The organism is Cryobacterium sp. TMT4-31 (genome assembly GCF_004403385.1).
Taxonomy (GTDB): domain Bacteria; phylum Actinomycetota; class Actinomycetes; order Actinomycetales; family Microbacteriaceae; genus Cryobacterium; species Cryobacterium zongtaii.
Window position 1 is genome coordinate 35,398 of the sequence record NZ_SOGI01000032.1, and the last position, 25,251, is coordinate 60,648.

Consider the following 25,251-nt stretch of genomic DNA (forward strand, 5'->3'; position numbering starts at 1 on the left):
CAGCGTGTCCCACTTTTGGCAACGATAGTTTCAGGAATTTCGCGACGGCCGCACTGTAGGGGGACGAGGTCGTGATCATCGGCCGCTCATCTCTCGAAAGGAAGACCCAGTGTCACTACCCCCAGCTCCCCGCGGAAGTGCCGCACCCCCGTCTGTGCACGTGCGGGCCGTGATCACCTGGATCGCCATCTTCCCGTTGGTGACGCTTGGATTCTTCGCGATTGCCCCGTTCGCCACCGACTGGAATCCGGTTCTGCGCGCCTTTGTGCTCTCGGTGGTCGTGGTGCCGGTCGCCGTGTACCTTGTGGTGCCTCAGCTGATGCGCGCCTACGGCGCGATCCGCACCACGCGGCGCTGATCGGCCGCCCGGGCGCTAGCCTGCTGCCATGACGGATGCCGGGCGCGTTTCGGGCAGTGCCACCGCGGCCGAGGTGCGGGCGGCGCTCGCCGCGATCGCCGATCCGGAGCGCGCCACCGGGGCCGCCCGGTACTTCCAGACCGGGCAAGGGCAGTACGCCGAGGGTGATGTGTTCATCGGCGTCACCGTGCCGCAGACCCGAGCGGTGGTCACACGGTTCGCCACCCTGCCGCCGCACGAGATCGACCTGCTCCTGGCCGGCCCGGTGCACGAGCACCGACTCGCCGCCCTGCTGATCCTGGTGGCGCAATTCGCCCGGGCAAGCGCCCCGCGCACCCGTGACGACCCCCGGCGCCGGGTTCTCGCCGAGTTCTATCTCGCGCAGCTGCGAGCCGGCCGGGTGAACAATTGGGACCTGGTGGACTCCTCCGCGCCGGGGCTGCTCGGCGAGTACCTGTTCGACCGGCCGCGCGGGCTGCTGGCTGAGCTCGCCGCCAGCGAGGTGCTCTGGCAACGGCGGGTGGCGGTGATCGCCACCTCGGCGTTCATCCGGCGCGGCGACGCCACCACCACCCTCGACTTGGCCGCGCGGCTGCTGGGTGATCCCGAGCCGCTGATGCACAAGGCCGTGGGCTGGATGCTGCGCGAGGTCGGCGCCCGCGTCGACCGGGACCTGCTGCTCCGCTTCCTCGACCTGCACGCGGGCCGCATGCCCCGCACCATGCTCAGCTACGCCATCGAGCACCTCGGCTCCGAGCTTCGCGCGCACTATCGTGGCCTGCCCCGCTGAGCGCGGGGGGCATCCAGGCGGCGGATAGCATCGCCGCGTTACGACTTGGTAACCAACCCAACCAATAGTTTGTTCTCCCTTGCGCGCATTTCGTTCGTAAGGTTTACTAACAAACATGACAGCAACCGGCGCCCCGCGGACGATCCAGGACCGAGCCCTCCGCCCCACCGCGAAGGTCTTGCCCGAGCACATCCGCCTGAACAACCGCACCCTGGTGCTGCAAACGCTGTACCGCGCCGGCCTGCAAAGCCGCGCTGACTTGGCCCGGGAAACCGGCCTGACCCGGGTGACGGTCTCCGACCTGATCAGCGAGCTGATGGGGGAGAACCTCGTCATCGAACTGGGCCAGCGCCAGGAACCGCGTCCAGGCAAGCCCGCCACCCTGCTCGACATCAACCGGTCCGCGTTTCAGATCGTCTCACTCGACCTCTCCGGTCACACCCGGTTGCGCGGCGCGGTGCTCAGTCTTGACGGTGCGGTGCTGTCCAGCTCGGGACTCGACCTGGCCGGCGCCCGCGGCGAGGCCGCCTACGACACTGTCGCCGAGCTGCTCGCCCAGGTCATCGCCGCGGCCACCGCCCCGATCCTCGGTGTCGGAATCGGGTCTCCGGGCATCGTGGACCGGGCGGGAGTCGTGCGCAACGCGCCCAACCTCGGCTGGCGTGACCAGCCGCTCCAGGCCCGGCTCCAGGAGCTGACCGGTCTGCCCGTTCGGGTGGTCAACGACGCCAACGCCGCCGTGCTCGCCGAACACAGCTTCGGCGGCGCCGACCACGATCTGCTCCTGGTCAAAGTGGGCCACGGTGTCGGCGCCGGGCTGCTGATCGGCGGTCGCGCAATCTTCGGTGAGCGCTTCGCCGCCGGTGAGATCGGCCACGTCGTGGTCGGCACCGACGACGGCCCGCTGTGCGCCTGCGGCAAGTCCGGCTGCCTCGAGGCCTGGCTCTCCGTACCGCGGCTGACCGCGGCGATCCATGACGCCACCGCCGCGGCGGCTACCCCGGCGGATGCCGAGCGCGCCACCTCCGACATCCTCACCGAGGCGGGCCGCCGGCTCGGCATCATCCTCGCCCCCGTCGTCGGTGCCCTCAACCTGCTCGAGATCGTGTTGAGCGGGCCCCCCGAACTTCTCGACGGCGCCCTCTCCGCGGCCACCGTCGAGACCCTCCGGTCGAGGACCATGGCCACCGAAACCGGCGATCTCACCCTGCGGATGACCGCGCAGGGGGAGGACATCGTTCTGCGCGGCGCGGCCGTCATGGTTCTCTCCGCACAACTCGGCGTTTCCTAGCCGACGGATTTCCCCTGCACCAACGATGTGGCGCCCGCCAACGTCGGCAATCCACGAAAGGAATATCTCATGAAGAGAAAGCTCGCATCTCTCGCCGCGCTGGCCACTGCGTCCGCGCTCGTGCTGGCGGGATGTTCGTCCGCCACCGATGAAGGCACCGACGCCTCCACCGACAACGGCGACAAGACCATCACCCTCTGGCTCGCCGGCGGCGACACCCCCGATGAACTGCGCGACTACCTGAAGTCCGAATTCACCGCACAGACCGGCGCCACCCTGAACATCCAGCAGCAGGACTGGGGTGACCTGGTCACCAAGCTGACGACCTCACTGCCGGACGCCAACAACACCCCGGATGTCACCGAGCTGGGCAACACCCAGTCGTCGACCTTCACCAACGTGGGTGCGTTCCTCGACATCTCCGACATGTACGAGGAGCTCGGCGGCGCCAACCTGCTGCAGTCCTTCGTCGACGCCGGCATGGTGGGCGACAAGAACTACGCCCTGCCCTACTACTTCGGCTCCCGCGCCGTATTCACCCGCGCCGACGTCTGGGCGGCAGCCGGAGTCGAGCAGCCCACCACCCTCGAGGAGTTCAACGCCGGCGTCGCCGCGATCAACGCCGCCAACCCGCTGAACATCCCCGACTTCTCCGGCTTCTACCTCGGCGGTCAGGACTGGCGCAACGGCATCTCCTGGATCTTCGCCAACGACGGCGAACTCGCCACCGTCAAGGACGGCACCTGGACCTCGACGCTGGCCTCGGAGAACACCCTGACCGGCCTCGCCCAGCTGCAGGAGCTGTACAAGTCAGCCTCCAATGCGCCCAACGACGCCAAGGACTCCAACCAGTACATCTACCTGAACGACAGCGACGAGATCAAGGATGCCGAGGGCGCCGTCACGTCGAACACCTCACTGTCCGCCGCCACGATCATGGCCCCCACCTGGGCGCACTGGTCGATCGGAACTCTCGGCACCGACGCCGACGGCAAGGCCACCCGCACCTGGGATGACACCAAGAACGCGGTCTTCGCCCTGCCAGGCAACGACGGCAAGCCCGCCCCGGTCTTCGCCGGCGGATCCAACATCGGCATCTCTGCGACGAGCAAGAACCCCGAGCTGGCCAAGAGCCTCCTCAGGATCATCTACTCGGAGGAGTACCAGATGATGCTCGGCCAGAACGGCCTCGGCCCGGCGAACAGCGACTACGTGGACTCGCTCGGCGACGACCAGTTTGCCCAGGCGCTGATCGCCTCGGCCTCGAACTCGAAGCTCACCCCGGCAGCGCCCGGCTGGGCCACGGTCGAAGGCTCCCTCGTGATGGAAGAGTTCTTCAGCAAGATCGAGGGCTCCACCGACCTGAAGGCACTCGCCACGGAATACGACGACAAGCTCACCCCGATGCTGAACGGCGAATAGCCGGCAGCCTGTCGAACCAGACGAATCGAACAACGAAAGGAGGGTCGGCGTGACCACGCAGAACCTCGTGCTCGGCCAGGCCGATCCGCCGCGGCCGGCCAGGCCCCGAAAAAGGGGCAGATCAACGCCGTACCTGCTGGTCATCCCGGCCTGCGCCATCCTGATCCTGGCGCTCGGCTATCCGCTGGTCTGGCAGTTCATCACCTCGATGCAGAGGTTCGGACTCTCCCAGCAGTTCGGCCAACCCCCGGAATTCGTCTGGTTCGACAACTACGTGACCCTGTTCACGGACCCGTACATGTGGACCGTGGTGGCTCGGTCGCTGGCCTTCTGCCTGGTCACCGCCGCGGTCACCATGGCCATCGGCACCCTGATGGCGCTGCTGATGAACGCCGTGCACACCAGCGTGCGCATCACCCTGCAGATCTCGTTGCTGCTGGCCTGGGCGATGCCCGTCGTCGCGGCGATGACGGTCTGGAACTGGCTCATCGACTGGCGCCGGGGGGTGCTGAACTCGGTTCTGACCGGTATGGGCCTGGACTTCCAGAACCACAACTGGCTGGCCAACCCGCTGTCGTTCTTTTTCGTGGCGATGGTCATCGTGGTCTGGATGAGCGTGCCGTTCGTGGCGTTCTCCATCTACGCCGGCCTCACCCAGGTGTCCACAGAGGTGCTCGAGGCCGCCCAGCTGGACGGCGCCACGCTGGCCCAGCGGCTCCGGTACATCATCGTGCCGATCATCCGGCCGGTGCTCGCGATCATCCTGCTGCTGCAGGTGATCTGGGACCTGCGGGTGTTCACCCAGATCCGCCTGCTGCAGGACGTCGGGTCGATCGCCTCGGAGACCAATCTGCTCGGCACCTACATCTACCAACTCGGCGTCGGCTCCAGCGACTTCGCGATGGCCAGCGCCGTCTCGATCTTCGTGCTCGTGCTGACCGTGGCCCTGAGCTGGTTCTACGTACGCAGCATGCTCAAGGAGGACGAATCATGACCTCGACGGTCCAATCCACCGGCGCATCCGCCCCGCCGGCCGGCTCGCGGCCCCGGCCCGACCTCCCGCCGACCGGCCGGAAGGGCGGCGGCGGCAACCGGCGCATCCGCCCTGGCCGGATCGCGCTGGGCGTGATCGGCATCGTGGTCTCCCTGATCTGGGTGTTCCCGGTCTATTGGATGCTCAACTCGTCGCTGCTGCCCAACGTGGTGCTGCAGAGCACCACCCCGACCTGGCTCCCGTTCGGCGGCTCCCTCGACAACTTCGTCGCGGTCTTTTCGGGCGGCACCTTCCTGCCCGCCCTGGGCATGAGCACGGCCATCGCCCTCATCACCGTGGTGTTCTGCCTGCTCTTCGCTTTCCTCGGGGCATTGGCGATCAGCCGGTTCAGATTCCGCGGGCGCAAGGCGTTCGTCCTGGCCGTGCTGCTGATCCAGATGCTCCCAGCCGAGGGGCTCTTCATCGCTCAGTACAAGCTGATGGGCAGCCTGAACATGCTCAATTCGATCGTGGGCGTGAGCATCATCTACATCGCCGCGGTCGTGCCCTTCACGATCTGGATGCTGCGCGGCTTCGTCGCCGGCGTCCCCGCCGACCTCGAGGAGGCGGGCATGATCGACGGCCTGAGCCGCACCCAGGCGTTCATGCGCATCACCTTCCCCCTCCTCGCCCCCGGCCTGGTGGCCTCGGGCGTCTACGCGTTCCTGCAGGCCTGGAACGAGTTCACCGTGGCCCTGGTGCTGTTGCAGGACAACTCCAGCCAGACGCTTCCGCTCTGGCTGCGCGGCTTCATCCAGGCCAGCGCAAGCCGGGCCACCGACTGGGGCCAGGTGATGGCGGCGTCCACCATGGTGGCCATTCCGGTGATCATCTTCTTCCTCTTCGTGCAGGGCAGAATGACCAGCGGACTGGTCAGCGGGGCGGTCAAGGGATGACCGGCGGCCACGGCGACGACTCCCCGGTGCGCAGGAACATCCGGGCGACCCTGATGCCGGGCTTCGTGGGCACCTTGCTGCCGGACTGGTTGCGCCTGCGCCTGCAGGACGGACTCGGAGCCGTGTGCCTGTTCGGGCAGAACATCGTCTCGATCGCCCAGCTGCGGGCGCTGACCGACTCGATCCGCGCCGCGAATCCGCTCGCGGTCATCGCGATCGACGAGGAGGGCGGCGACGTCACCCGGCTCTACTTCTCCTCGGGCTCGCCGTATCCGGGCAACGCCATCCTCGGCCGGATCGACGACCTCGGCTACACCGAGGAAGTCGGCCGGCAGGTCGGCTGGGAGCTGCGGAAGGCCGGCTGCACCCTCACCTTCGCGCCGGACACCGACGTCAACTCCAACCCCGACAACCCGGTGATCGGCGTGCGCAGTTTCGGCGTCGACCCGGTGCGGGTGGGCCTGCACTCCGCCGCCTGGGTGCGCGGGTTGCAGTCCACCGGGGTCGCCGCCTGCCCCAAGCATTTCCCGGGCCACGGTGACACCGCCCTCGACTCCCACCTGGCCATGCCCGTCGTCGACCTGCCGCCGTCGACCCTGCGCGAGCGGGAGCTGGTGCCCTTCAACGCCGCGATCACCGCCGGCGCGAAGACCATCATGACCTCGCACATCCTGCTGCCCCAAATCGATCCGGAGAACCCCGCAACACTCTCGACGCGGGTGCTCGGCGGCCTGCTGCGCACCGAACTGGGCTTCACCGGCGTCATCGTCAGCGACGCCCTGGATATGAAGGGTGCCAGCGGCATCCTGGGCATCCCGGGGGCCGCCGCCGCCGCCCTCGCCGCCGGCTGCGACCTGCTCTGCATCGGCACCGAGAACACCGCCGAGCAGCTCGACCAGATCGAGGCCGCCATCCTGGCCGCCGTCGACGCCGGAACCCTCACCGAGGCCCGTCTCGCCGAGGCGGCCGGCCGGGTGCACCGCCTCGCGGCCGGAATCCGCGACGACACCCTGGACATCCAGCTCCCGGCTGCCGCGCTGACGATGCCGGAACCCAGCTTCGATACCGGGCGGATCCGTGCCTCCTTCGCGATCAACGACCACGCGAAGCGGTGGCTCGCGGCGGTTCCGGAGACCTTCCCCGTGGTTCGCCTCGACACCGTCACGAACATCGCCGTGGGCTTGGCGCCCTGGGGGCCGTTCGCCGAGGCGGCCGCGCATCCGGAGTCGGACCTCGCGACCGTGTGGCTGGCCAGGCCTCTCCTCGCACGCAGCGCAGAGGACAGCGGGGCGCTGGAGCTCTCGGCCGACTCTGCCGTGGTCGTGATCGGCAAGGACAACCACCGGCATCCGTTCATTCGTGACCTGGTGGATACGCTGCGCGCCGACCGCCGTGATGTTCTCGTGGTCGACATGGGCTGGCCGTCGGACGACCTGCGCTACGCCGACATCGCCACCTTCGGTGCGTCGAGGCTGGCCGGGCGGGCGCTGCTGGAGCTGCTGGCGGCGGTGCCCCCGACCGCGGTGCCCCTGACCGCCGAGCCGGTCTAGCTCACCAGGTCGCGCGCCCGCAGCGCGCCGCCGAGCAGGCCGGCGTTCTCGCCGATCGACGCCGGTAGGATCACCGGACGCCGGTGGAAGCTGAGCAGAGCGCTCACCCTCTCACGCAGCGGCACGAACAGCTGGTCGCCCGCCTGCGCCAGGCCGCCCCCGATCACGATCGCTTCCGGGGCGAGGATCGCGGCCAGCTGGGCGATGCTCAGGGCGAGCGCATCCAGTGCCTCGCTCCAGATCAGCGCCGCCGCGGGGTCGCCGGTGCGGGCCAGGGCCAGAGCCTCGCGGGCCCCGCTCAACCGGATGCCGGTGACCTCTTCGTAGCGGCGCACTATCGCGCCGGCCGAGGCCACGGTCTCCAGGCAGCCCCGGGAGCCGCAGCCGCAGAGCGGACCGGACGGGTGCACTATCGAGTGGCCGATTTCGCCCGCGTAGCCGCCGCCGGTGTGCGCCCGGCCGTTGATGAACAGCGACCCGGCGATCCCGGTGCCGATGACCAACACCACCACGTTGCGATAGGGGCGGGCGGCGCCGAGCCTGAACTCGGCCTCACCGGCGGCCCGCACATCGTGCGAGAAAGTGGTGGGCAGGTGGATGAGTTCTTCGGTGAGTTGTTTGAAGGGCACGTTGGACCAGTGCAGGTTGGTGGAGAGCACGCCGATGCCCGCGTCGTCGTCGACGAGGCCGGGGGCGAGCAGGCCCACCGCCCGGGGCCGCACCGCGGGAAAATCCGCGGCGAACTGCAGCGTGAGCTCCTGCACCCGGGCGATCACCGAGAAGGCCGTGCGCTCGCCGTCCAGCGGTGTCGGCGTGCGGCTGAGTCCGAGCATCCGGCCGGAGGTGTCGAAGAGCGCGGCCTTGGTGTCGGTGCCGCCCACATCCACGGCGATCACCGGCTCGCCGGCGCCGAGCGGGAGGGCCTGGGCGAGAACCGAAGTGAGGGTCACGGCGGTCATGGCTGGGGCTCCTCAGCGGTCGGCGAGTGTCGCGGGGCAAGAAACCGGCCACGAGGGTGCTCATGCTGTATCAACTGCCTGTGAGGACATTGTCCCACGCGCCGACTCTGTTTGTAAAGGATGGTAACAATTAGCGGGGAGCGGGTGAACAGCCGCGCAGGTTAGGTTTGAAGGACGCGTGCGCGCAAGCGGCGCATTGACAGACATATAGAGGTAGGAACCGAGCAGTGGCTGAAGCAACCGTGACCCCGGGCACCGAGGTGTCCCCGAAAGAGGTCGAGGCTCAGGCCGTGCGCCGGCGTACCTTCGCCGTCATCTCGCACCCCGACGCGGGCAAGTCCACGCTCACCGAGGCGCTGCTGTTGCACGCGCGGGCCATCACCACCGCCGGCGCCACGCACGGCAAGGCCGGCCGGCGCGGCACCGTCTCCGACTGGATGACCATGGAACAGGAGCGTGGCATCTCGATCACCTCCGCCGCCATCCAGTTCGAGTACCGCGACAGCGTGATCAACCTCGTCGACACCCCCGGCCACGCCGACTTCTCCGAGGACACCTTCAGGGTGCTCTCCGCGGTGGATGCCGCCGTGATGCTCGTCGACGCCAGCAAGGGCCTCGAGGTGCAGACCATGAAGCTCTTCGAGGTCTGCAAGCAGCGGGGCCTGCCCGTCATCACCGTGATCAACAAGTGGGACCGGCCGGGCTCCGCCGCCCTCGACCTGATGGACGAGATCCGCACCCGCACCGGCCTGATCCCCACCCCGCTGACCTGGCCGGTGGGCATCGCGGGTGACTTCCGCGGTGTGATCGAGCGGGACAGCAGCGACTTCATCCGCTTCAACCGCACCGCCGGCGGCGCCACCCGCGCCGACTCCGAGCGCACCACCGCCGAAGAGGCCGCCGCAGTCGAGGGTGACGCCTGGGTCGCCGCCGCCGAGGAGTCCGAACTGCTCACCGAGGAAGGCCAGAACCACGACGAGGAACTGTTCCTCGACGGCGTGACCACCCCGGTGCTGTTCTCCGCCGCGGTGCTCAACTTCGGTGTGCAGCACATCCTGGACACCCTGGTGGACTTCGCCCCGCCTGCCGAGGCGCGCCTGGACGCCGACGGCGGCCACCGCCCGGTGACCAGCCCGTTCTCCGGCTTCGTGTTCAAGGTGCAGTCCGGCATGAACTCCTCGCACCGCGACTACGTCGCATTCGTGCGGGTCTGCTCCGGCCAGTTCCGCCGTGGCATGGTCGTCACCCACTCCGCCACCGGCCGGCCGTTCGCCACCAAGTACGCCCAGCAGCTGTTCGGCAAGGACCGCGAAGTGGCCGAGGAGGCCTGGCCCGGCGACATCGTCGGCCTGGTCAACGCCTCCGCTTTGCGGGTCGGCGACTCCATCCACGAGGGCAGCCCCGCGGTCACCTTCCCGCCGCTGCCGATGTTCGCCCCCGCGCACTTCCGCGCCGTGCGCCCCGCCGACACCAGTAAGCACAAGCAGTTCCGCCGCGGTATCGACCAGCTCGACCACGAGGGTGTCATCCAGGTGATGCGCTCGGACCTCCGCGGCGACCAGGCCCCGGTGCTCGGCGCCGTTGGCCCGATGCAGTTCGAGGTCGTCGAAGAGCGGATGTCGCACGACTTCGGCGCCGCCATCCGCAGCGACGTGCTGCCGTACCAGCTGGCCCGGCGCACCGACAAGGAAAGCGCGCTGATCCTGGGCCACGACCGCCAGGTGGAGGTGCTCCGCCGCAGCGACGGCACCTTGCTGGCCCTGTTCAGCACCCCGTGGCGGCTGCGCAACACCGTGCGCGACCACCCCGAGCTGTTGCTCGAGGACCTCGCCGGCGGCGGCCCCATCGACGAGGTGCGGTACTAGCCCAATCCGCACATCACGTCGCGCCGAACTACACTCGGAAGCCTCAGTGACCAGGGAATCGCCCCGGTGGCAGCAACGACAGGGGAAAACGTCATGAAGTCATTCGCGTGCGGAGATGTGGTGCCAGGGTGCACGGCGAGTTGGGTCAGTTCCACCGATGACGAAATTCTCGTTCTCGTCGCCCAGCACGCGAGCGCGGTGCACGGCATCAGCACCGTGAGCCCCGAGTTGGTCCAGAGCGTCACGGACCGGATCGTGGTCGTCTCCTGACGACACCGCTCCCCGCCACCGAGTGGGCCGCCCTGCTGGACGCTGTCAGCGCCGGAACGGGCGTAACGGCGGCGTTCCAGCCGATCGTGGACACCGCCCGCGGGATCGTGGTGGGGTTCGAGGGCCTGGCCCGCTTCGAAATGCCCGCGGGGATCAGCGTCGAGGACCTGTTTGCCCAGGCCCGCGCCACGAACCGGTCCGCGGAGATCGAGGCGCGCTGTCTGCGGGTCATCCTCGCCGAGCGCGGCTCGGTGCCGACCAACTGCTTCATCACCGTGAACGTGTCACCGCACGTGCTCGGCCATGACGCGATCCGGCAGGTCTGGCGGGACCAGGCCGACCTCACCGGGGTGTTCGTCGAGCTCACCGAACAGTCCGCCATCGACTCCGCGGCCGACCTCGAGCCCGAGCTCGACGCCATCCGTGCTGCCGGCGGCCTGATCGCCGTTGACGACCTCGGCTCGGGCTACGCCGGTCTCAGCCGGCTGCTGGCGCTCAAACCCGCACTGATCAAACTCGACAGGGAACTCATCCAGGGCATCGACACCGACGAGGCGAAACGCGCGCTGGTCGAGATGATCGGCACCTTCGCCAACCGCATCGACTCCTGGGTGCTGGCCGAGGGCATCGAAACAGCGGCGGAGTACGACACCATCACCGCCCTCGGGGTGCCGCTCGCGCAGGGCTACTACCTCGCCCGGCCCGGTCCCGCCTGGCCCGACCTGGCCAGGCCGGTGGTGCCCAGTGCGGAGCGGCAGCCCGTTCCCGTCGTGCGCGATCTGCTCGACATCGCCCCCGGCGCGGAGTCGGTGGCCGCCGCAGCCCGGATCTTCACCGATCACGCGGAGGTGCGCACCGTGGTGCTCATCGACCACCATGGCCGGCCCGTCTCGGTTCTCGACAGTGAGAGCGCCCACCTCGGGGTCACGACCGGCGCCGTGCGGGTGAACCTGGACACCCCGGTTCGGGATGCCCTGCTGCGCGCGATCACCCGTGACAGCACGCATCGCTACGATCCCCTGATCGTCACCGACAACGCCGGCCGCTACGCCGGCATCGTGCGCCTGGAACGCCTCATCACCACCGCTGTTCGGTAGGCCGGTCAGCCGCATCGCTACGACACCAGCGCGCCTGCCCCGTGCCGGTGCGTGCGGGCTCAGGGGTCGAGAAGTTCACGCAGCCGCTCGAGGTCGACGCCGTCGCTGGTGTCGAGGAAGAACGCGCCCTGCCACGCCTGGGTGCGGATGGCCTGGGCGTTGCTGGTGCGCGACCACGGTGGATAGACCCTGAAGCCGCGTTTGCCGCCCTGGCCCGCCACCGACACGATGCCGTGACGCTGCAGCGCGGAGCGCGGGAATACGAACTGACCGGAGTGCAGCCCCTCCCGGGTGAGGATGACCAGGTGGTCGACGTCGTCGACCGGGAAAGGTTCGGTCGAACCGGTGGGCGATCGCTGCCAGACGGCGACGAACAGGCCGACCTTGCGGGGCGTCACCCGGCCTACCCGGAACCGCAGGCGTCGAGTTCCGATCCGGGCAACGGCGCCGCCGTAGTCCACGTTGTCGATGTCGTTCTCGGCGGCCGCAGTCTCCGAATGACCGCACAACGACCCGAACAGGGCCATGGCCCCTGACACGTCCGGGTGGATCACGACGACGTGGTCCGGTCGGAGGGCACGGTGGGGTACAGCGTGGCGGCGGCCGTCGCAAACGAGAACCAGACCGGGGAGCCCACGGCGGCGTCGAGCTGCGCGGCCTCCTTCGGGCTGACGTCCGCGGCCAGCACGGCGCTCCGTGCCCGAACAAAGTCGCCCCGGGGCTCGAGGTCGATCAGTTCGGCTCGCACGCTGCTGAGCTGCGAATCGGCCGGCGGGTCGATCGACACCGACACTGCGCCCGGACGGACCGCCAAAGACAGCGGTGCCCCGTCGGCCACGCCCGGCTCGGGGATGTTCGCGACTGGGGCCGCGGCATCCGCCGTGATCAGGTTGGTGCCCCGGCGCACACCGGTGAGCAGGTTCAGGCCCGCCAGACCGGCCGCGAAGGCGCTGCGCGGCCGGTCGAAGACCTCGGCCGGGGTGCCCTGGTCGACGATCCGGCCGCCCTCGACGATCACCACGCGGTCGGCCAGGGTGTAGGCGTCGAGCACATCGTGGGTCACGATCAGCGCGCTGCGGCCGGCCAGCACGCGGCGCAGCATCCGCCGCACCGCCGGCGCCACCGAGATGTCCAGGGCGGCCAACGGTTCGTCGAGCAGCAGCAGGCCGGGGTCGGATGCGAGGGCCCGCGCCACCGCGATCCGCTGAGCTTGCCCGCCGGAGAGCTCGGCCGGGCGCCGGGCGGCCAGCTGTTCGGCATCCACTTCGCGGAGCCAGTGGGTCGCGATCTGGCGAGCCCGGCCCGAGGGCGCTCCCGCGCTGCGGGGGCCGAAGGCGACGTTGTCGAGCACGCTCAGATGCGGGAACAGCAGCGCCTCCTGGGCGAGCAGGGAGACACCGCGCTGGTGTGGGGGCCGCCAGGTGCGGGGGCGACGCCCGGCGCCCGGCAGGTCGAACAAGACGGTGCCGTTCAGCTCGCAACGCCCGGAGTCGGGGGTGACCAGCCCGGCGATGGTGCCCAGCAGGGTGGACTTGCCGGCGCCGTTGGGCCCCAGGATCGCGACGGTCTCGCCGGCCGCCACGTCCAGGTGCAGGCTGACGTCGCGGTCGGCGACGTGCAGGTCGAGGGAGAAGGTCACGAGAGCGCCCGTGCCCGACGGCGGGAGGGCTCACCGGTGCGATGGGCGAGGCTGACGATGATGACGGCCACGACCACCAGCACCAGTGACAGCGCCACGGCGGTGTCCGGGTCGGTCTCCCGCTGCAGGTAGATCTCCAGCGGCAGGGTGCGGGTGGTGCCCTGCAGGCTGCCGGCAAAGGTGAGGGTGGCGCCGAACTCGCCCAGTGCCCTGGCGAACGACAGCACGGCGCCCGACAGCACGGCCGGCAGCACCAGGGGCAGGGTGATGCGGCGCAGCACCGTGGTGGGGCTGGCGCCGAGGGTGGCGCCGACGGCTTCGTACCGGCTGCCCACCGCGCGCAGGGCGCCCTCCAGGCTCAGCACCAGGAACGGCAGGGCGACGAAGGTCTGCGCGATCACGACGGCGGTGGTGGAGAAGGCGATCTCGATGCCCAGGAGTTCGAAGGTCTTGCCCAACAGTCCCCGGCGGCCGAAGGTGTAGAGCAGCGCGATGCCGCCGACGACCGGGGGGAGCACGAGGGGGAGCAACACCAGCGAGCGGAGCACCTTCTGCCCCCAGAAGTCGGTGCGGGCCAGGACCAACGCCATCGGCACGCCGAAGACTACACACAACGCGGTCGCCGCCAGCGAGGTGCGCAGACTGAGAAGCAGCGCGGCGACCGAGGACTCCGAGCTGATCAGCGGCACGAACTCGGTCCAGTTCACCCTGAGCACCATCGCCACGAGCGGCAGTAGCACGAAGACCGCGCCGAGGCCGGCCACGGCGAAGACCCAACGGGGAACCGTCATGAGATCACGCCGCCCCGAAGCCCGCGGCGCGCAGCACGGCGGCGCCGGCGCTGCCGGTGACGTAGTCGACGAACGCCCGGGCCACGTCAACGGATGCCGAGCCGGTCACGGGCACGATCGGGTAGGTGTTGACGGCGCTGGCGGCCTCGGCGAACTCGATGCCCTCGACCGCGGCGCCCGCGGCGGCGACGTCGGTGACGTAGACCAGGCCGGCGTCCGCTTCACCCGAGGTGACCTTGCCGAGCACATCGGTGACGGATGATTCTTCGCTCACCGGGCTGAGCGTGACCCCCGCGCTCGCGGCCACGGTCTCGGCCGCGGCGCCGCAGGGTACCTCGGGGGCGCAGGCGACGAGCCTGACGTCGGGTCTGGTCAGGTCGGTGAGGTCGGTGATACCCGCGGGGTTGCCCGGCGGCACCGCGATGGTCAGGACGTTGGTGGCGAAGTCCACGGGCTCGCCGTCGCCCAGCGCCGCATCCGTGAGCCTGGCCATGTTATCGGTGTCTGCCGAGGCGAAAACGTCGGCCGGGGCGCCCTCGATGATCTGGGTGACGAGGGCGGAGGAGCCGGCGAAGTTCAGCACCACCGTGGTGCCCGGGTTGGCGGCTTCGAAGGACGCGGCCAGCTCGGTGAAGGTGCCCTGCAGTGACGCGGCGGCGTAGACCGTGATGTCGCCCCCGAGCGCGGCGGCGGAGCCGGTCGGTGACGGGGTCGCGGACCCGCATCCGGTGAGGGTCAGGCTGATCACGACTGCGGTCGCGAGGCTGCGGGTGACGCGGGCCACGGTCAGACTCGCCCCTGGGGTGTTTCGACGATGACCGTCGTGGCCTTGACCACGGCGATGGCGACCGAGCCGAGTTCCAGGCCGAGTTCGCGTACGGCTTCACTGCTCATCAGCGAGACCACGCGGTGCGGGCCGCACTGGATCTCAACCTGGGCCATCACGGTGTCCATCACGATGTCGGTCACGAGGCCCACGAACCGGTTGCGGGCGGACCGGCCGATTCCGGACGGATCCTCCGGGAGCACCGCGTTCGTGCGCGCCAGCTGGGCCAGCGCCAGGCCGTCGACCACGGTGCGGGACGAGGCGTCCTTCGAGCTGGGCAGCACGCCGTTGTCGATCCACCGGCGCACGGTATCGTCGCTGACACTCAAGAACGCGGCCGCGTCTTTGATGCGTATCTGAGGCATGAAAAACACTCTAGCTCCGATTTCGCGGAGTGACGTGCGGCTGTGACCCGCATCCGCAATTCGGTGGGGACTAGACGATTCGGCGCGGGGCTGCTGCCTAGTTGGAGCGACGTGGGCGGCGGCGGCGAAAACGCGGCTTCCTGCGGGGCTGGGCGGCGGGCGGCTCGTCCCCGCCCGGGCGCGGAAGCAGGACGGGCAGGTGCGCCACCGACGATGTCGCGGAGCCGGGGCCGATGTTCAGCGCGTCGACGATCACCAGAGCCGTTTTGAGGGTCGCCTGGACGATCCTCTGCGCGACGCGGACTGCCACGGCGGTGACGGAGCCGCGGGCACGATTCCCGGTCATGGTCGTGCCGATCTAGCGACCACATCGTAGATGGCCGGCTCGAGTTCAGGCCAGGCAAACCGGTATCCGGCGGCGACCAGGCGTTCCGGTTCCACCCAGCGGCTCTTGAGCACCAGCTCGGGTTCGGTGCGCAGCAGCCACATGGCCGGTTCCAGCATCCAACGGAACGCCGGCAAGCCGAGCCTGGCGCCCACCCGGCGGCGTAGCGTCGCCATGAGCGTGCGGTTGTCGCTGGGGTGCGGCGCGGCCAGGTTGACCGGCCCGGCGAGTCCGTCGTGGGCGACGATGAACCGAATGGATGCCATGACATCGTCGATGTGGATCCAGCTGAAGCGCTGCCGCCCGCGGGAGTGATGGGTCGGCGCCGTGCCGTCTCCGCTCGGCTGAGTGCCGATGCCGCGGTAGCGCCGGTGCGGGAACCACCGCCCGTCGACCTGCGGCCCACCCAGCCCGAGGCGTGCCAGGCGCGCGAGAATCGCGGTGGCGGGACCGTCACCGAGCACGATGGCCATCCGCAGCGCCACCCGGCGGGTGCCGGGCAGGACACCGGCGAAGAGCTCGTCCTCCCAGTTGCGGGCGATGTCCGCCGAGAAGCCGGAGCCGATCTCGCCGTGGGTCTCGGTCATCGGGCGGTCCATCGCGTATCTGTAGATGGTGGCGGTGCTCGCGTTCAGCCACACCCGCGGCGGCCGCGCGCTCGTCTGGATGGCCTCGCGGAGCTGCCGGGTGGTGTTGACCCTGGAGTGCAGGATCTCGGTGCGGTTGCGGTCGGTGTACCGGCAGTCGACACTCTTGCCGGCCAGGTTGATGACCAGGGCGGAACCGTCGATCAGCTCCCGCACGGCGGTGTCGTCGTCCCAGCGCGCGTCGGGCCCGGTGCGGCCGATGCGGGCGACCTCGTAGCCCTGGTCGCGGAGCTCGCGAACGAGTCTCTGGCCGATGAACCCGGATGCCCCGGCTACCACTGCGCGTTCTCTGGTGTCCCCCACGGGTTCAGCCTACGAGGTGCGGGTGCGGGCCGGTCGCCACGATCTGCGGGTGCCGCGCCGGTATGCGGGTGGCGCGCCACCCGCATACCGGCGCCTGCCCCGCATAGTTCGGTGGGCACCCGCACGGACCGGTGCGCAAGCCGCGGTGGGTACGATTGCGGCATGACCGAGACCCGTATCCCATCCGTTCTGTTCGTCTGCCAGAAGAACGGTGGGAAGTCGCAGATGGCGGCCGCACTGATGAGGGCAGCGGCGGGGGACGGTGTCGAGGTGTTCTCGGCGGGAACGAAGCCCGCGGCGGCCCTGAACGCTCAGTCCGTGGAGTCACTGGCCGAGCTGGGAATCCGCGTCGGAGACGAGCAGCCGAAGGCCATCACCGCGTCCATGGTGGCCGCTGCCGACGTCGTCGTGATCCTCGGGTCTGAGGCGCAGGTCGATGAGGTGGCCGGAACGAGGTTCGAGACGTGGATCACGGACGAGCCCTCCGAGCGCGGCATCGAGGGCATGGAGCGCATGCGACTGGTCCGTGACGACATCCGCGCCCGCGTCGACGAGCTCCGCGCCCGCCTCTAGCCCTGCGCGTCGGCCTTGGCGAGCAGGACGTCACGTTCCCGCGTGTTCGCGGTGAGGGCGGCGGCCGTGAGGAACTCGGCCCGGGCCTCCTGGGCGCGGCCGAGCCGGGCCAGTAGTTCGCCGCGCACACTCGCCAGCAGGGCCGAACCACGCAGGGCGCCGTCGTCGGCGAGGTCGTCGACGATGCGCAGTGCGGATGCGGGACCGGTCGCCATGGCCACCGCTACCGCGCGGTTGAGCTCAACCACCGGGTTCGGCGCGATCCGGCCGAGTGCCTCGTAGAGCAACACGATCCGGTCCCAGTCGGTGTCCGCCACGCTGGGGGCCCTCGCGTGGCACTGGGCGATCGCGGCCTGCAGGGCGTAGCTGCCCCGGCCGCGGCCCAGCGCGTCGGCGCGGGCGAGGGCGGCCTGCCCACGGGCGATCTGGCCGTGGTCCCAGCGACGGCGGTCCTGATCGGCCAACAGGATGGGCGTGCCGTCGGCGCGCACCCTGGCGCCGAACCTGGAGGCCTGCAGCTCCATCAGGGCCACCAGCGCGTGCGCCTCGGGCTCCCGCGGGGTGAGACCGGCGAGTACCCGAGCAAGCCGCAGCGCCTCGTTCGCGAGGTCGGTGCGCAGCCAATGGTCGCCGGACGTGGCCGCGTAACCCTCGGTGAAGATCAGGTAGACCACCCCGAGCACGGCGCCGAGCCTGGACCGCCACTCGCTCGGGTCGGGCACCTCGAAAGGCACCCCCGCCGCGGCGAGGGTCTTCTTGGCCCGCAGGATGCGCTGCTGGATGGTGGCCACCGGCACCAGGAACAGCCGGGCGATCTCCTCGGTGGTGAGGCCGCCGATCAGCCGCAGCGTCAGCGCGACCTGAGCCTCGCGGGCGAGCACCGGGTGGCAGGCGATGAATACCAGCCGCAGCACGTCGTCATCGATCGGTTCCCCAGCATCCGCGGCGGTGCCGATGCCCACCAGATCATGGGCCATCGCCCGGTACCTCTCATCGAGGCGTTCGCGTCGCCGCCAGGTGTCGATGGCCTTGCGCTTGGCGACGGCCGTGAGCCAGGCCCCGGGGTTCCGGGGGATGCCCGCCTCCGGCCATTGCCTGAGCGCGTCGACCACCGCTTCCTGGGCGAGATCCTCGGCCAGCACCACATCGTTGGTCATCTTCGCGAGCGTGGCGACGATCCTGGCGCCCTCGATGCGCCAGACCGCGTCCACGGTGCGCCGCGGATCGGCCATGACCCCAGCCTGCCGGCCGAAGCCCGCTAGACCTGGCCGCTCTCGGCGCGCCAGAGCTCCTGCTGCGCAAGGATCGGGTTGTCGGCCGCCTCACCGAAATCGCTCATCTCGGTGACCCGGCGTACCTCGAGCTTCGACCCCGGTCCGAGCGGGCACCGGCTCGCCCACTCGATGGCCTCCTCCTTCGACGCGACCTGGATCATCCAGAAGCCGCTGAACAGCTCGTGGGTTTCGCCGTAGGGGCCGTCGGTCACGATGGGTGGGTCTGCGGCGAAGTCGACCACAAAATTGTCGGCCATCGAGTCGGCCAGACCGTCGCCGGCGAGCATTACGCCGGCCTTGACCAGGGCCTCGTTGTATGCACCCATCTTCTCGATGATCTGATTGATGTCCGCCGTGTCGTAGTCCTGACGGGCCGCTTCGGTTGCTCGCATGATCAGCATGTACTTCATCGGGTTCTCCTCACTCGTGGAGGGCGCCGAGTGCGTCCCTCTACATGATGCGTCGAACGGGGCGGGCCTGGATCGACAGGACGGGAAAGAAATTCAGCTCGACAGCACCTGCCGGGTGATTGAGTGCAGCAGTTCCTCCCCGGCCAGGATGCCCCGCCGGGCGGTCACGGCCAGGTTGTGCCTGGTGAAGGCCGCGTCATGCAGCTCGCCGTGCGCCGGCCGGAAGGCGAAGTGCGCCTCCTCCAGCATCCGCTGGTCGAGGAGCGAGTCGCCGGCGGCCAGCACCGTGGGGGCGCCGAGCCAGCGGTGCACCTCGGCTACGGCGGCGCTCTTGTTCACGGCTTCCGGCACACAGTAAAGCTTGCGTCCCTGCACGGAGACGGTCCAGCCGAGCGCCCGGCACCGCACGTGCAGCCCGGCGATCCAGTCCGCGGGCATCGCCTCCCGGTCGATGATCGCGTAGGTGAACAGGTCCTCCGCGGTGTGCACCCGCACAATCCACTCCCCGGCGGCCGGATCCTCGAGCAGGGCCCTGACCTCGGCCAACGGAGCCGCTTCCGCGCCCAACCGGGCCTGCAGTGTGTGCGACCACGCCGGATCGACCTCACCGTCGACCAGGATCGTGCCGCCGTTAGTGGTGATGGCGAAGCGCGGCACCGACCCCGGCAGCTGCACCCGGCTGTACTGGGCGACGGTGCGGGTGGTGACCGGCACGAACGTGGCGGTCGCGGCGAGGTCGAGCAGAAGCTGCTCGGCGGCGCGCGTCATGAACGAGATCGGCACGCCCTGATAGACCTCGGAGACGACGATCGGTGGAGCCTGGGCGTCGGTCGTCTCGAGCCAGAAGGCGCGCGATGAGTAGATGAGGGTGCGGTCGAGATCGCAGGCGACCAGGGGCATGCCGGTCACTGTGCACCCGCAATCCCGCGACCGGGCCGAATGAGCCCGACACAGCTGTACGGCAGGTCGGGAACGACCTCGATCGGGACGCCGCGCTGCTCGGCCAGCAGCAGCACGTGCGCGACATCCGCCACGGCATCCGCCCGCACCAGCACCTTCCAGGGCACCCGGCGCAGCAGGACCCGGGTGGTCTCGCCGACTCCCGGCTTGACCAGGTTCACATCGTTGATGCCGTACTCGGTGCTGATCTTCTCGACAGCCTTCCAGCCGACCCACGACGGGGTGCGGTCCTCGCCGCTCGCCGCCGCGACTCCGGCGGCGACGTCGGCGGCGACATCGGTGAAGTAGCCGCAGACGGTGTCGAGAAAGTCGCCCGAGACGTCGTTGGGGCTCAGCTCGGCGTAGAACTTGGCGCCGTGGAACTCGTCCTCGCCGATCAGATCCCGGTTGAAGACGGTGCGGGACACGAGCCCGGACACCGTGGAGTTCAAGCAGGCGGACGGGATCAGGTAGTCCTCGCGGGTGCCGTGGATGGTGACGCAGTGTCCTGGGTCGGCCAGCACTGCCAGGTCGTCCCTGAAGAACACACCGTCGGTCCGGCCGAACAGGGCGATCGCCGCGGACAGCTCCCGCGCGATGGCGCCCTTGCCGGTCCAGCCGTCGACGAAGATGATCTGCTCCGGATCGTGGTGGGCGGCGAGGTAGCGCAGGGCGGTCTGGTCCAGCCCCACGCCGCGCACGATGCTCATCGTGTAGTGCGGCACGTCGATCCCGCGCGCCTGCTGGGCCCAGCGCCGCATCAGGATGCCGATCGGGGTGCCGGCCCGGGCGAGGGAGACGAACACCGGCCGGTCACCGCGGGCGGCGAGGGCCAGGTCGGTGACGACGCCGACGGCTACAGCGAGCCGGCGGCCGGAACGCTGAAGCGCCTCCCGGTAGAGCGCCTCGTATTCCGGCGACGGCAGGTACTCGATGGGTAACGACTCGGCGTAGTTCGCCGCCCCGGTCTGGATGGCGTGCTCGCGTTCCTCGGCCGGTGCCTCGAGGGCAACGCCCTGCAGGTCCTGCAGCAGCCAGCTCACGTCCTCGGCGGCGTATGAGCCGAAGGCGGGGCCGCTGAGCGGATGCGGCAGCACGGCCGCCGGCGGGAGAGGGCTGGTGGTCACGGGGTGGGTATCCCATCGGTGGGGGCTGAAGCGGTCAGGAGCACGACCACGATGCGGTCGCTCACGCGGCGGAGGGCGTCGATCACGCCGTCGGCACCGGTCAGCCGGGCGGGGTCGGTGCCGGGTTCCGGCATGAACACCACGGTGCCGAACCGGTGATGGCCGGCGGTGAGGTTGTAGGCGAATCGCACGCCGGCGCCGTCGGAGGTGGTGTCGTGGCTGCGGAAACTGATGGCGCTTCTGATCGGGTAGTCGGCCGCATCGAGGGCGGCGATCGGCGATCGGGTGCTGGTGGAGAACCTGACGAACAGCGGCGTGGCGGCGCGTCCGAGCTCGTCCGCGGTCAGCATCGGCAGGGCGATGAACTCTTCCGAGCCCAGGACCAGGACCCCGCGGTCGTCCGCGGTCGCCTCCCCGGCGGGGAGCAGGGCGGCCACACGATCGGCGACCGCCGCGGCGAGGGCGGCGTCCGCGGGTGCCGTGGTGCCGAATCGGGCGCTTCGCAGCGGGGCGAGGTCGGTGCAGTCGAGCAGGTGCACCTCGCCGGCAGCGGCGGGCGCCGGGGTGATGACGGGCATCGACTCGATCATCCGGCCGGCACGGGGAAGCACGTCGGCGGGGAGCCCGATCGAGCCGGCGGCCAGGCAGACCACGGAGATGCGGGTGCCGAGCGTGGTCGCCAGCTCGTCGAAACGGCCGAGGTCGGCGGGGGACCGCAGGTCGATCAGCGAGGCGATCACCCAGTGCGATTGCGGGATTAGGGCATGCAGCGCCGTGATCGTGTTGATCACCGTGGTGCCGGTGCTCAGTTCGTCGTCGACCAGAATCGTCGTGCCGCCCGCGCGCAGCCAGTGCGGGTCTGTCGGCAGCAGGGCATGGTCGGTGGCGTGGGAGTGTTCCTCGGCGAAGCCGGCGAACGGGGTCGCCCCGGCCGGCGCGTGCCGGGTCGAGTGCAGGTAGTAGGCGCCGAGGGCGTCCGCGACGAGCTGGCCGAGGCCGGTGGCTGTCTCGGCGTAGCCGAACGTCACGACGTCCGGTTGCGGCGCCGTCGCGGCGCGGATGTCGCGGCGGAGGTCCGTCAGATTGCGGTGGGCCTGGGCCAGGGATTCGGCATCCGTCGACTCGGCCTTCTCGGCCAGCCGGGCCACCAGAACAGCGAATCGGTCGCCCAACTCGTTCGCGGCCGGAGGGTAGCCGCCGGTGATGACCGCGGAGACGAGCAACCCGAGCAGTTCCCCGGCCGCCAGGGCGATGCCGGGCACCGTCGGCACGTGTTTGGCGAGCACCGTGGAGACGAGCAGGTGGGCGCGCTTGGGGTTGTGGCGGAGGGCGATGCCGACGAGTTCGTCGACGCCGAGGATGCTCCGGGTGTGGTCGGTGGCCACGTGGATGTCGAGGGCCGTTGCCACCGTCACCGCATGCTCGCTTCGAGGAGGTCGACGAAGGTGGTGGACTCCGAGGCCACCCCGAAGGCGTCGGCGCGCAGCATCGTCTTGTGCGCCCACGCGGAGTGCGGCTTGGCCTCGTTCATCTTGTTGCCGTACGGGGACGCGCTGGCTCCGCCGCCCACGTTGTCGAGAATGACCGCGGCGTCGAGGAACTCCTCGTGGCTCACGACAGACAGGGCGTGCACGACCGACACGTGGGTGGGGTGGATCACGGTTTTACCGAGGAGCCCGTTGGCCTGGTCGAGGGAGATCTCGCGGATCAGCCCGTCCAGGCCGCCCAGCATCAGCCGGTGCCGGAGTTCTCTCTCGTTGGCTTCGACGAACGGGGTCATACGCAGCTGCGGTCGGAGGATGCGCTCGGTCTCATAGTGCTCCCACACCGTGCCGGTGATCACAAAACTGTCGTCTGACCGGCCCAGCACGTTCACGATGTCGGAGATCATCGAGGCGACCACCTTGACGTCGTACACCGTGAGGTCGCGCGAGCGGCGCAGCCCGAAGGCGCTGGACAGGTCGGTCGCGCCGATGCGCGCGGCCAGCACGTCCTCGCGGTTGTCGTGCAGAATCGTGCGGATCGACGCGAGCGCCGAGGTACGCGTCTCGCTGTGGATCATGTTCGGAGACTCGAGAATGGGCATCAGTCGCAGCCGTTGGCCGCCCCGCGAGCCGTCGGCGCCGCTCTGCCGCTGGATCTCGCGGAGCGCAACGAAGAAGCCCTCGGCATAGCCGGTTTCGTTCTCGAACTTGGGGACCACGAATCCGCTGAGCAGAGCCAGGCCCGCACCGCAGGACTCGGCCACCCGCAACATCTGTTCCGGGGTGCGCACCCGCACGAAGAGCAGGGGGAGGGCGGTATCAGGCTTGTCCGTCGCGGTGCGGTGCAGGGCTCTGATCGCTTCGGCGACGTTGATCTCCGCGGCATCCACTGCGCTGTCGGCAATCGAGTCCTCGAGGCAGAGCACCATGCTGACGCAGCCGCGAGAGGCCTGTTTGATGACGTCGTCGGCGATAGCGGGACGGTCGCCGGGGCAGTAGAGCGTGGCGCCGAGGAACGCGGCGAGCAGCGGGGCGGGCGAGTCGACCGAGATTTCCTGGGGCCGCCGGTGGAACAGCTGGTCGGTCTGGGAGTCATCGAGGAAGGCGAAGTGGCGCATGGGGGATTATCGGCTCCGGGACTCTCGAGTAGCGACGTGGGGGGTGAGGGTGAAACCGAACTGGCTCAGAATCGCTTCGTCAGACGCCGTGCGGTCCACGGGTTCCGCCCGCAATTCGATGAGGTTACCGACCCTCAGCAAACAGAGGATGAACATCCGTGAGTCGTCACCCCGAGCGGTCGTGACCGTGGAGCCGTCGAAGATCTGCACGCCGAGGGTGTGCGGTCCGCGTGCGATGAACAGGGCGCGTCGCAGCCTCTGCAAGTGGCGCAGGGAGACGATCGCATCGGCCTCGTCGAATCCCACCAGCGGCCGATTGCCGGCTGTCGTCACGGGAGTGCCGGCGGTGTCGCCTGCAGCGCTCTCCGAGCCGGTCACCCGGTCGGCGTCCTCCCACGCGGCGAGGTCGGCGCCGCTCACGATGAGGCTGCCCACAGCGGACTCGCGGGCGTTGAGCCGGAGTACCGGCTCGTTCTCGCCCAGCTCGCGAACCTCGTCGATCGAGGGGGCCGGGAAGGGAAGCGAGTCCGGCGAGACGGTGGCCGGCGCCGTCGCGACGGATCCCGGGCGGGCCGGTGAAGCTGCTGTGCCGGTCGTCGCGGGGGCGAGAGACAACCCGGCGGATGCGGCCCGACGAGGTTCCGGCTCGGTGGCGGCGGCATCGCGCGCGACGGCGGTCGGCGCTGCGGGCTTGACGCGGCGGCGCAGGAACCCAATGTCGGTGCGGACCGGGGAGCTGTTCAGTGCCACCGGTCAGAGGTCGATCCGGAAATCGGCGGCGACCCCGCGCAGGCCCGTCGAATAGCCCTGGCCGAGGGCACGGAACTTCCAGTCGTCACGGTGGCGGTAGAGCTCGCCGAACATCAGCACGTCCACGGTGCGGTACTCGCCGGCCGGGAGAACAAAACGCACCAGCTCGCGGTTGTCGCGGGTGGCCACCCGGACGTACGCGGAACGGACCGAGGAGAAGTTGCCGGCGCCCCGCACGTCGGGGTCCACGTAGACGACGAACACGATCTTCGCGACCTCGGCGGGCACCCTGGCGAGGTCGACGTCGATCTCTTCGGTGTCCAGGTCGTCGCGGAAACCGACGGAGCCGTCCTGGCTGACGATCTGGTTGAAGAACACGAGATGGTCGTTGGAGAGCGACTTGCCCTGGGCGTCACACAGGATGGCCAGGGGCACGAGCTCGGACTGCGGACCGCGGCTGGGGATGATCTCCCATCCGAAGCCGATCATCAGCTCGGTGAGCCCCGGGTTCTCGGCGGTCAGGGCGGCGTTGGCCCCCGGAATCAGTGAGGTCATCGTCCGTCCAGCGTGAGGGTGGGAGCCGCGAACTTGTCGGCCAGGAAACGCCCGTGGGTGGAGAGCTCCGCGATGGCGCCGATGCGAATCTGGTTGAGCAGGTCGCCGATGGTTTCTTCGAGGATCCCGAGTTGGGCCGAGAACTGCAGGGTGGCAGCGGAGGTGTTGGTGCGTTCGGGCTCTGGCAGGGCGAGGTAGGCCCGCAGCGGGGTCGGCAGGTAGTCCCGGATCATCGCATCGAGCAACACGCGCTGCTCGGTCGAGGCGTTCTGGGCGGCGACCATTTCGATGACGCGACGGAGCAGGTCGTCGATCTGGGCGAGCCTGGAGGTGAGCAGGGTGGGCAGTTCGCCCCCGGAGCTCCGAACGGCTGCGCGCAGATGGTCGAGGGCGCGCCGTGTCGCTTCATCCTCGGATTCCACGACGCCGGCCGGCTCCACGGCCGCGGAGGGGGCATCCGTCGTCGCCGGACCCTTGAACAGAGAGTCTACGAACTTGCCGAACGCCATGCCCTCACCGTCCTCGTTACGTTGC

28 protein-coding genes are annotated in these 25,251 nt (G+C 69.6%); 11 read left to right on the plus strand and 17 right to left on the minus strand.

Features of this window, described 5'->3' with window-relative positions:
- The first annotated feature begins 109 nt into the window (after positions 1-109).
- The 7 genes from E3T19_RS07525 (at position 110) to E3T19_RS07555 (ending at position 7,340) form a co-directional block, all read left to right on the plus strand.
- Positions 110-358: a hypothetical protein gene (locus tag E3T19_RS07525; protein WP_133160304.1), complete on the plus strand. Its 249-nt coding sequence runs from the start codon at positions 110-112 to the stop codon at positions 356-358.
- A gap of 28 nt (positions 359-386) precedes the next feature.
- Positions 387-1,148, plus strand: a complete 762-nt coding sequence (locus E3T19_RS07530; RefSeq protein ID WP_134408507.1) for a DNA alkylation repair protein — start codon at positions 387-389, stop codon at positions 1,146-1,148.
- A 115-nt stretch (positions 1,149-1,263) separates the two neighbouring features.
- Complete coding sequence (locus tag E3T19_RS07535; RefSeq protein WP_088457549.1) at positions 1,264-2,439, plus strand: ROK family transcriptional regulator; 1,176 nt, start codon at positions 1,264-1,266, stop codon at positions 2,437-2,439.
- Positions 2,440-2,508: 69 nt separating this feature from the next.
- On the plus strand, positions 2,509-3,861 hold the full coding sequence (locus E3T19_RS07540; RefSeq protein ID WP_134408508.1) for an extracellular solute-binding protein: 1,353 nt from the start codon (positions 2,509-2,511) through the stop codon (positions 3,859-3,861).
- Positions 3,862-3,910: 49 nt separating this feature from the next.
- Positions 3,911-4,855 (plus strand): carbohydrate ABC transporter permease, encoded by a 945-nt coding sequence (locus E3T19_RS07545; protein ID WP_088457547.1) that lies wholly within the window; start codon positions 3,911-3,913, stop codon positions 4,853-4,855.
- A complete protein-coding gene (locus E3T19_RS07550; protein WP_088457546.1) occupies positions 4,852-5,790 on the plus strand; it encodes a carbohydrate ABC transporter permease in 939 nt (312 codons plus the stop codon). The genes E3T19_RS07545 and E3T19_RS07550 overlap by 4 nt, the downstream gene beginning before the upstream one ends.
- Entirely contained in the window at positions 5,787-7,340 is a 1,554-nt protein-coding gene (locus tag E3T19_RS07555; protein WP_134408509.1) for a glycoside hydrolase family 3 protein, read from the plus strand. The genes E3T19_RS07550 and E3T19_RS07555 overlap by 4 nt, the downstream gene beginning before the upstream one ends.
- Here E3T19_RS07555 and E3T19_RS07560 read toward each other — a convergent pair.
- Positions 7,337-8,299 carry an ROK family protein gene (locus E3T19_RS07560; RefSeq protein ID WP_088457544.1) on the minus strand — a complete coding sequence of 321 codons (963 nt, stop codon included), beginning with the start codon at positions 8,297-8,299 and terminating at the stop codon, positions 7,337-7,339. The genes E3T19_RS07555 and E3T19_RS07560 overlap by 4 nt on opposite strands.
- A 227-nt stretch (positions 8,300-8,526) precedes the next feature.
- Here E3T19_RS07560 and E3T19_RS07565 point away from each other — a divergent pair, with 227 nt between their 5' ends.
- The 3 genes from E3T19_RS07565 to E3T19_RS07575 all read left to right on the plus strand — a co-directional run bounded on the left by E3T19_RS07565 (position 8,527) and on the right by E3T19_RS07575 (position 11,531).
- Positions 8,527-10,164 carry a peptide chain release factor 3 gene (locus E3T19_RS07565; protein ID WP_241980076.1) on the plus strand — a complete coding sequence of 546 codons (1,638 nt, stop codon included), beginning with the start codon at positions 8,527-8,529 and terminating at the stop codon, positions 10,162-10,164.
- Between the two features lie 93 nt (positions 10,165-10,257).
- Positions 10,258-10,434 (plus strand): DUF1059 domain-containing protein, encoded by a 177-nt coding sequence (locus tag E3T19_RS07570; RefSeq protein ID WP_088457543.1) that lies wholly within the window; start codon positions 10,258-10,260, stop codon positions 10,432-10,434.
- A 35-nt stretch (positions 10,435-10,469) separates the two neighbouring features.
- Positions 10,470-11,531 (plus strand): EAL domain-containing protein, encoded by a 1,062-nt coding sequence (locus tag E3T19_RS07575; RefSeq protein WP_255578498.1) that lies wholly within the window; start codon positions 10,470-10,472, stop codon positions 11,529-11,531.
- A gap of 59 nt (positions 11,532-11,590) precedes the next feature.
- On the opposite strand, the gene E3T19_RS07580 is transcribed toward E3T19_RS07575, so the two are convergent.
- From E3T19_RS07580 to E3T19_RS07610, 7 genes are all read right to left on the minus strand, one after another.
- Positions 11,591-12,085, minus strand: coding sequence for a MepB family protein (locus E3T19_RS07580; protein WP_240632289.1), 495 nt, complete (start codon positions 12,083-12,085; stop codon positions 11,591-11,593).
- The gene (locus E3T19_RS07585; protein WP_134408510.1) at positions 12,082-13,170 is read right to left on the minus strand and encodes a sulfate/molybdate ABC transporter ATP-binding protein; all 1,089 of its coding nucleotides are present in this window, start codon (positions 13,168-13,170) and stop codon (positions 12,082-12,084) included. Before E3T19_RS07585 ends, E3T19_RS07580 begins: the two co-directional genes overlap by 4 nt.
- Positions 13,167-13,961, minus strand: a complete 795-nt coding sequence (locus E3T19_RS07590) for an ABC transporter permease (protein ID WP_134408511.1) — start codon at positions 13,959-13,961, stop codon at positions 13,167-13,169. The genes E3T19_RS07585 and E3T19_RS07590 overlap by 4 nt, the downstream gene beginning before the upstream one ends.
- Before the next feature lie 4 nt (positions 13,962-13,965).
- Positions 13,966-14,751, minus strand: a complete 786-nt coding sequence (modA, locus tag E3T19_RS07595; protein WP_088457538.1) for a molybdate ABC transporter substrate-binding protein — start codon at positions 14,749-14,751, stop codon at positions 13,966-13,968.
- Positions 14,748-15,152 (minus strand): molybdopterin-binding protein, encoded by a 405-nt coding sequence (locus tag E3T19_RS07600; RefSeq protein WP_088458155.1) that lies wholly within the window; start codon positions 15,150-15,152, stop codon positions 14,748-14,750. The genes modA and E3T19_RS07600 overlap by 4 nt, the downstream gene beginning before the upstream one ends.
- A 97-nt stretch (positions 15,153-15,249) precedes the next feature.
- Complete coding sequence (locus E3T19_RS07605; protein ID WP_134408512.1) at positions 15,250-15,498, minus strand: hypothetical protein; 249 nt, start codon at positions 15,496-15,498, stop codon at positions 15,250-15,252.
- Positions 15,495-16,487 (minus strand): epimerase, encoded by a 993-nt coding sequence (locus E3T19_RS07610; RefSeq protein WP_134408513.1) that lies wholly within the window; start codon positions 16,485-16,487, stop codon positions 15,495-15,497. The genes E3T19_RS07605 and E3T19_RS07610 overlap by 4 nt, the downstream gene beginning before the upstream one ends.
- Positions 16,488-16,649: 162 nt before the next feature.
- Here E3T19_RS07610 and E3T19_RS07615 point away from each other — a divergent pair, with 162 nt between their 5' ends.
- Positions 16,650-17,060, plus strand: coding sequence for a low molecular weight phosphatase family protein (locus tag E3T19_RS07615; RefSeq protein WP_088457535.1), 411 nt, complete (start codon positions 16,650-16,652; stop codon positions 17,058-17,060).
- On the opposite strand, the gene E3T19_RS07620 is transcribed toward E3T19_RS07615, so the two are convergent.
- The 9 genes from E3T19_RS07620 to E3T19_RS07660 form a co-directional block, all read right to left on the minus strand.
- On the minus strand, positions 17,057-18,292 hold the full coding sequence (locus E3T19_RS07620) for an RNA polymerase sigma factor (protein ID WP_088457534.1): 1,236 nt from the start codon (positions 18,290-18,292) through the stop codon (positions 17,057-17,059). The two genes, E3T19_RS07615 and E3T19_RS07620, sit on opposite strands and share 4 nt — an antisense overlap.
- A gap of 26 nt (positions 18,293-18,318) precedes the next feature.
- On the minus strand, positions 18,319-18,744 hold the full coding sequence (locus E3T19_RS07625; RefSeq protein WP_088457533.1) for a YciI family protein: 426 nt from the start codon (positions 18,742-18,744) through the stop codon (positions 18,319-18,321).
- Positions 18,745-18,837: 93 nt separating this feature from the next.
- The gene (locus E3T19_RS07630; RefSeq protein ID WP_134408514.1) at positions 18,838-19,644 is read right to left on the minus strand and encodes an HAD family hydrolase; all 807 of its coding nucleotides are present in this window, start codon (positions 19,642-19,644) and stop codon (positions 18,838-18,840) included.
- Positions 19,645-19,649: 5 nt separating this feature from the next.
- Positions 19,650-20,810, minus strand: coding sequence for a cysteine protease StiP family protein (locus E3T19_RS07635; RefSeq protein ID WP_166788826.1), 1,161 nt, complete (start codon positions 20,808-20,810; stop codon positions 19,650-19,652).
- On the minus strand, positions 20,807-22,225 hold the full coding sequence (locus E3T19_RS07640) for a phosphoribosyltransferase domain-containing protein (RefSeq protein WP_121678507.1): 1,419 nt from the start codon (positions 22,223-22,225) through the stop codon (positions 20,807-20,809). Before E3T19_RS07640 ends, E3T19_RS07635 begins: the two co-directional genes overlap by 4 nt.
- Positions 22,222-23,412, minus strand: a complete 1,191-nt coding sequence (locus E3T19_RS07645; protein ID WP_088457530.1) for an HpcH/HpaI aldolase/citrate lyase family protein — start codon at positions 23,410-23,412, stop codon at positions 22,222-22,224. The genes E3T19_RS07640 and E3T19_RS07645 overlap by 4 nt, the downstream gene beginning before the upstream one ends.
- Before the next feature lie 6 nt (positions 23,413-23,418).
- Positions 23,419-24,162, minus strand: a complete 744-nt coding sequence (locus E3T19_RS07650) for a hypothetical protein (protein ID WP_088457529.1) — start codon at positions 24,160-24,162, stop codon at positions 23,419-23,421.
- Between the two features lie 3 nt (positions 24,163-24,165).
- Positions 24,166-24,717 carry a TerD family protein gene (locus E3T19_RS07655; protein WP_103431390.1) on the minus strand — a complete coding sequence of 184 codons (552 nt, stop codon included), beginning with the start codon at positions 24,715-24,717 and terminating at the stop codon, positions 24,166-24,168.
- Positions 24,714-25,226, minus strand: coding sequence for a hypothetical protein (locus tag E3T19_RS07660; RefSeq protein WP_134408516.1), 513 nt, complete (start codon positions 25,224-25,226; stop codon positions 24,714-24,716). Before E3T19_RS07660 ends, E3T19_RS07655 begins: the two co-directional genes overlap by 4 nt.
- Positions 25,227-25,251: the final 25 nt, after the last annotated feature.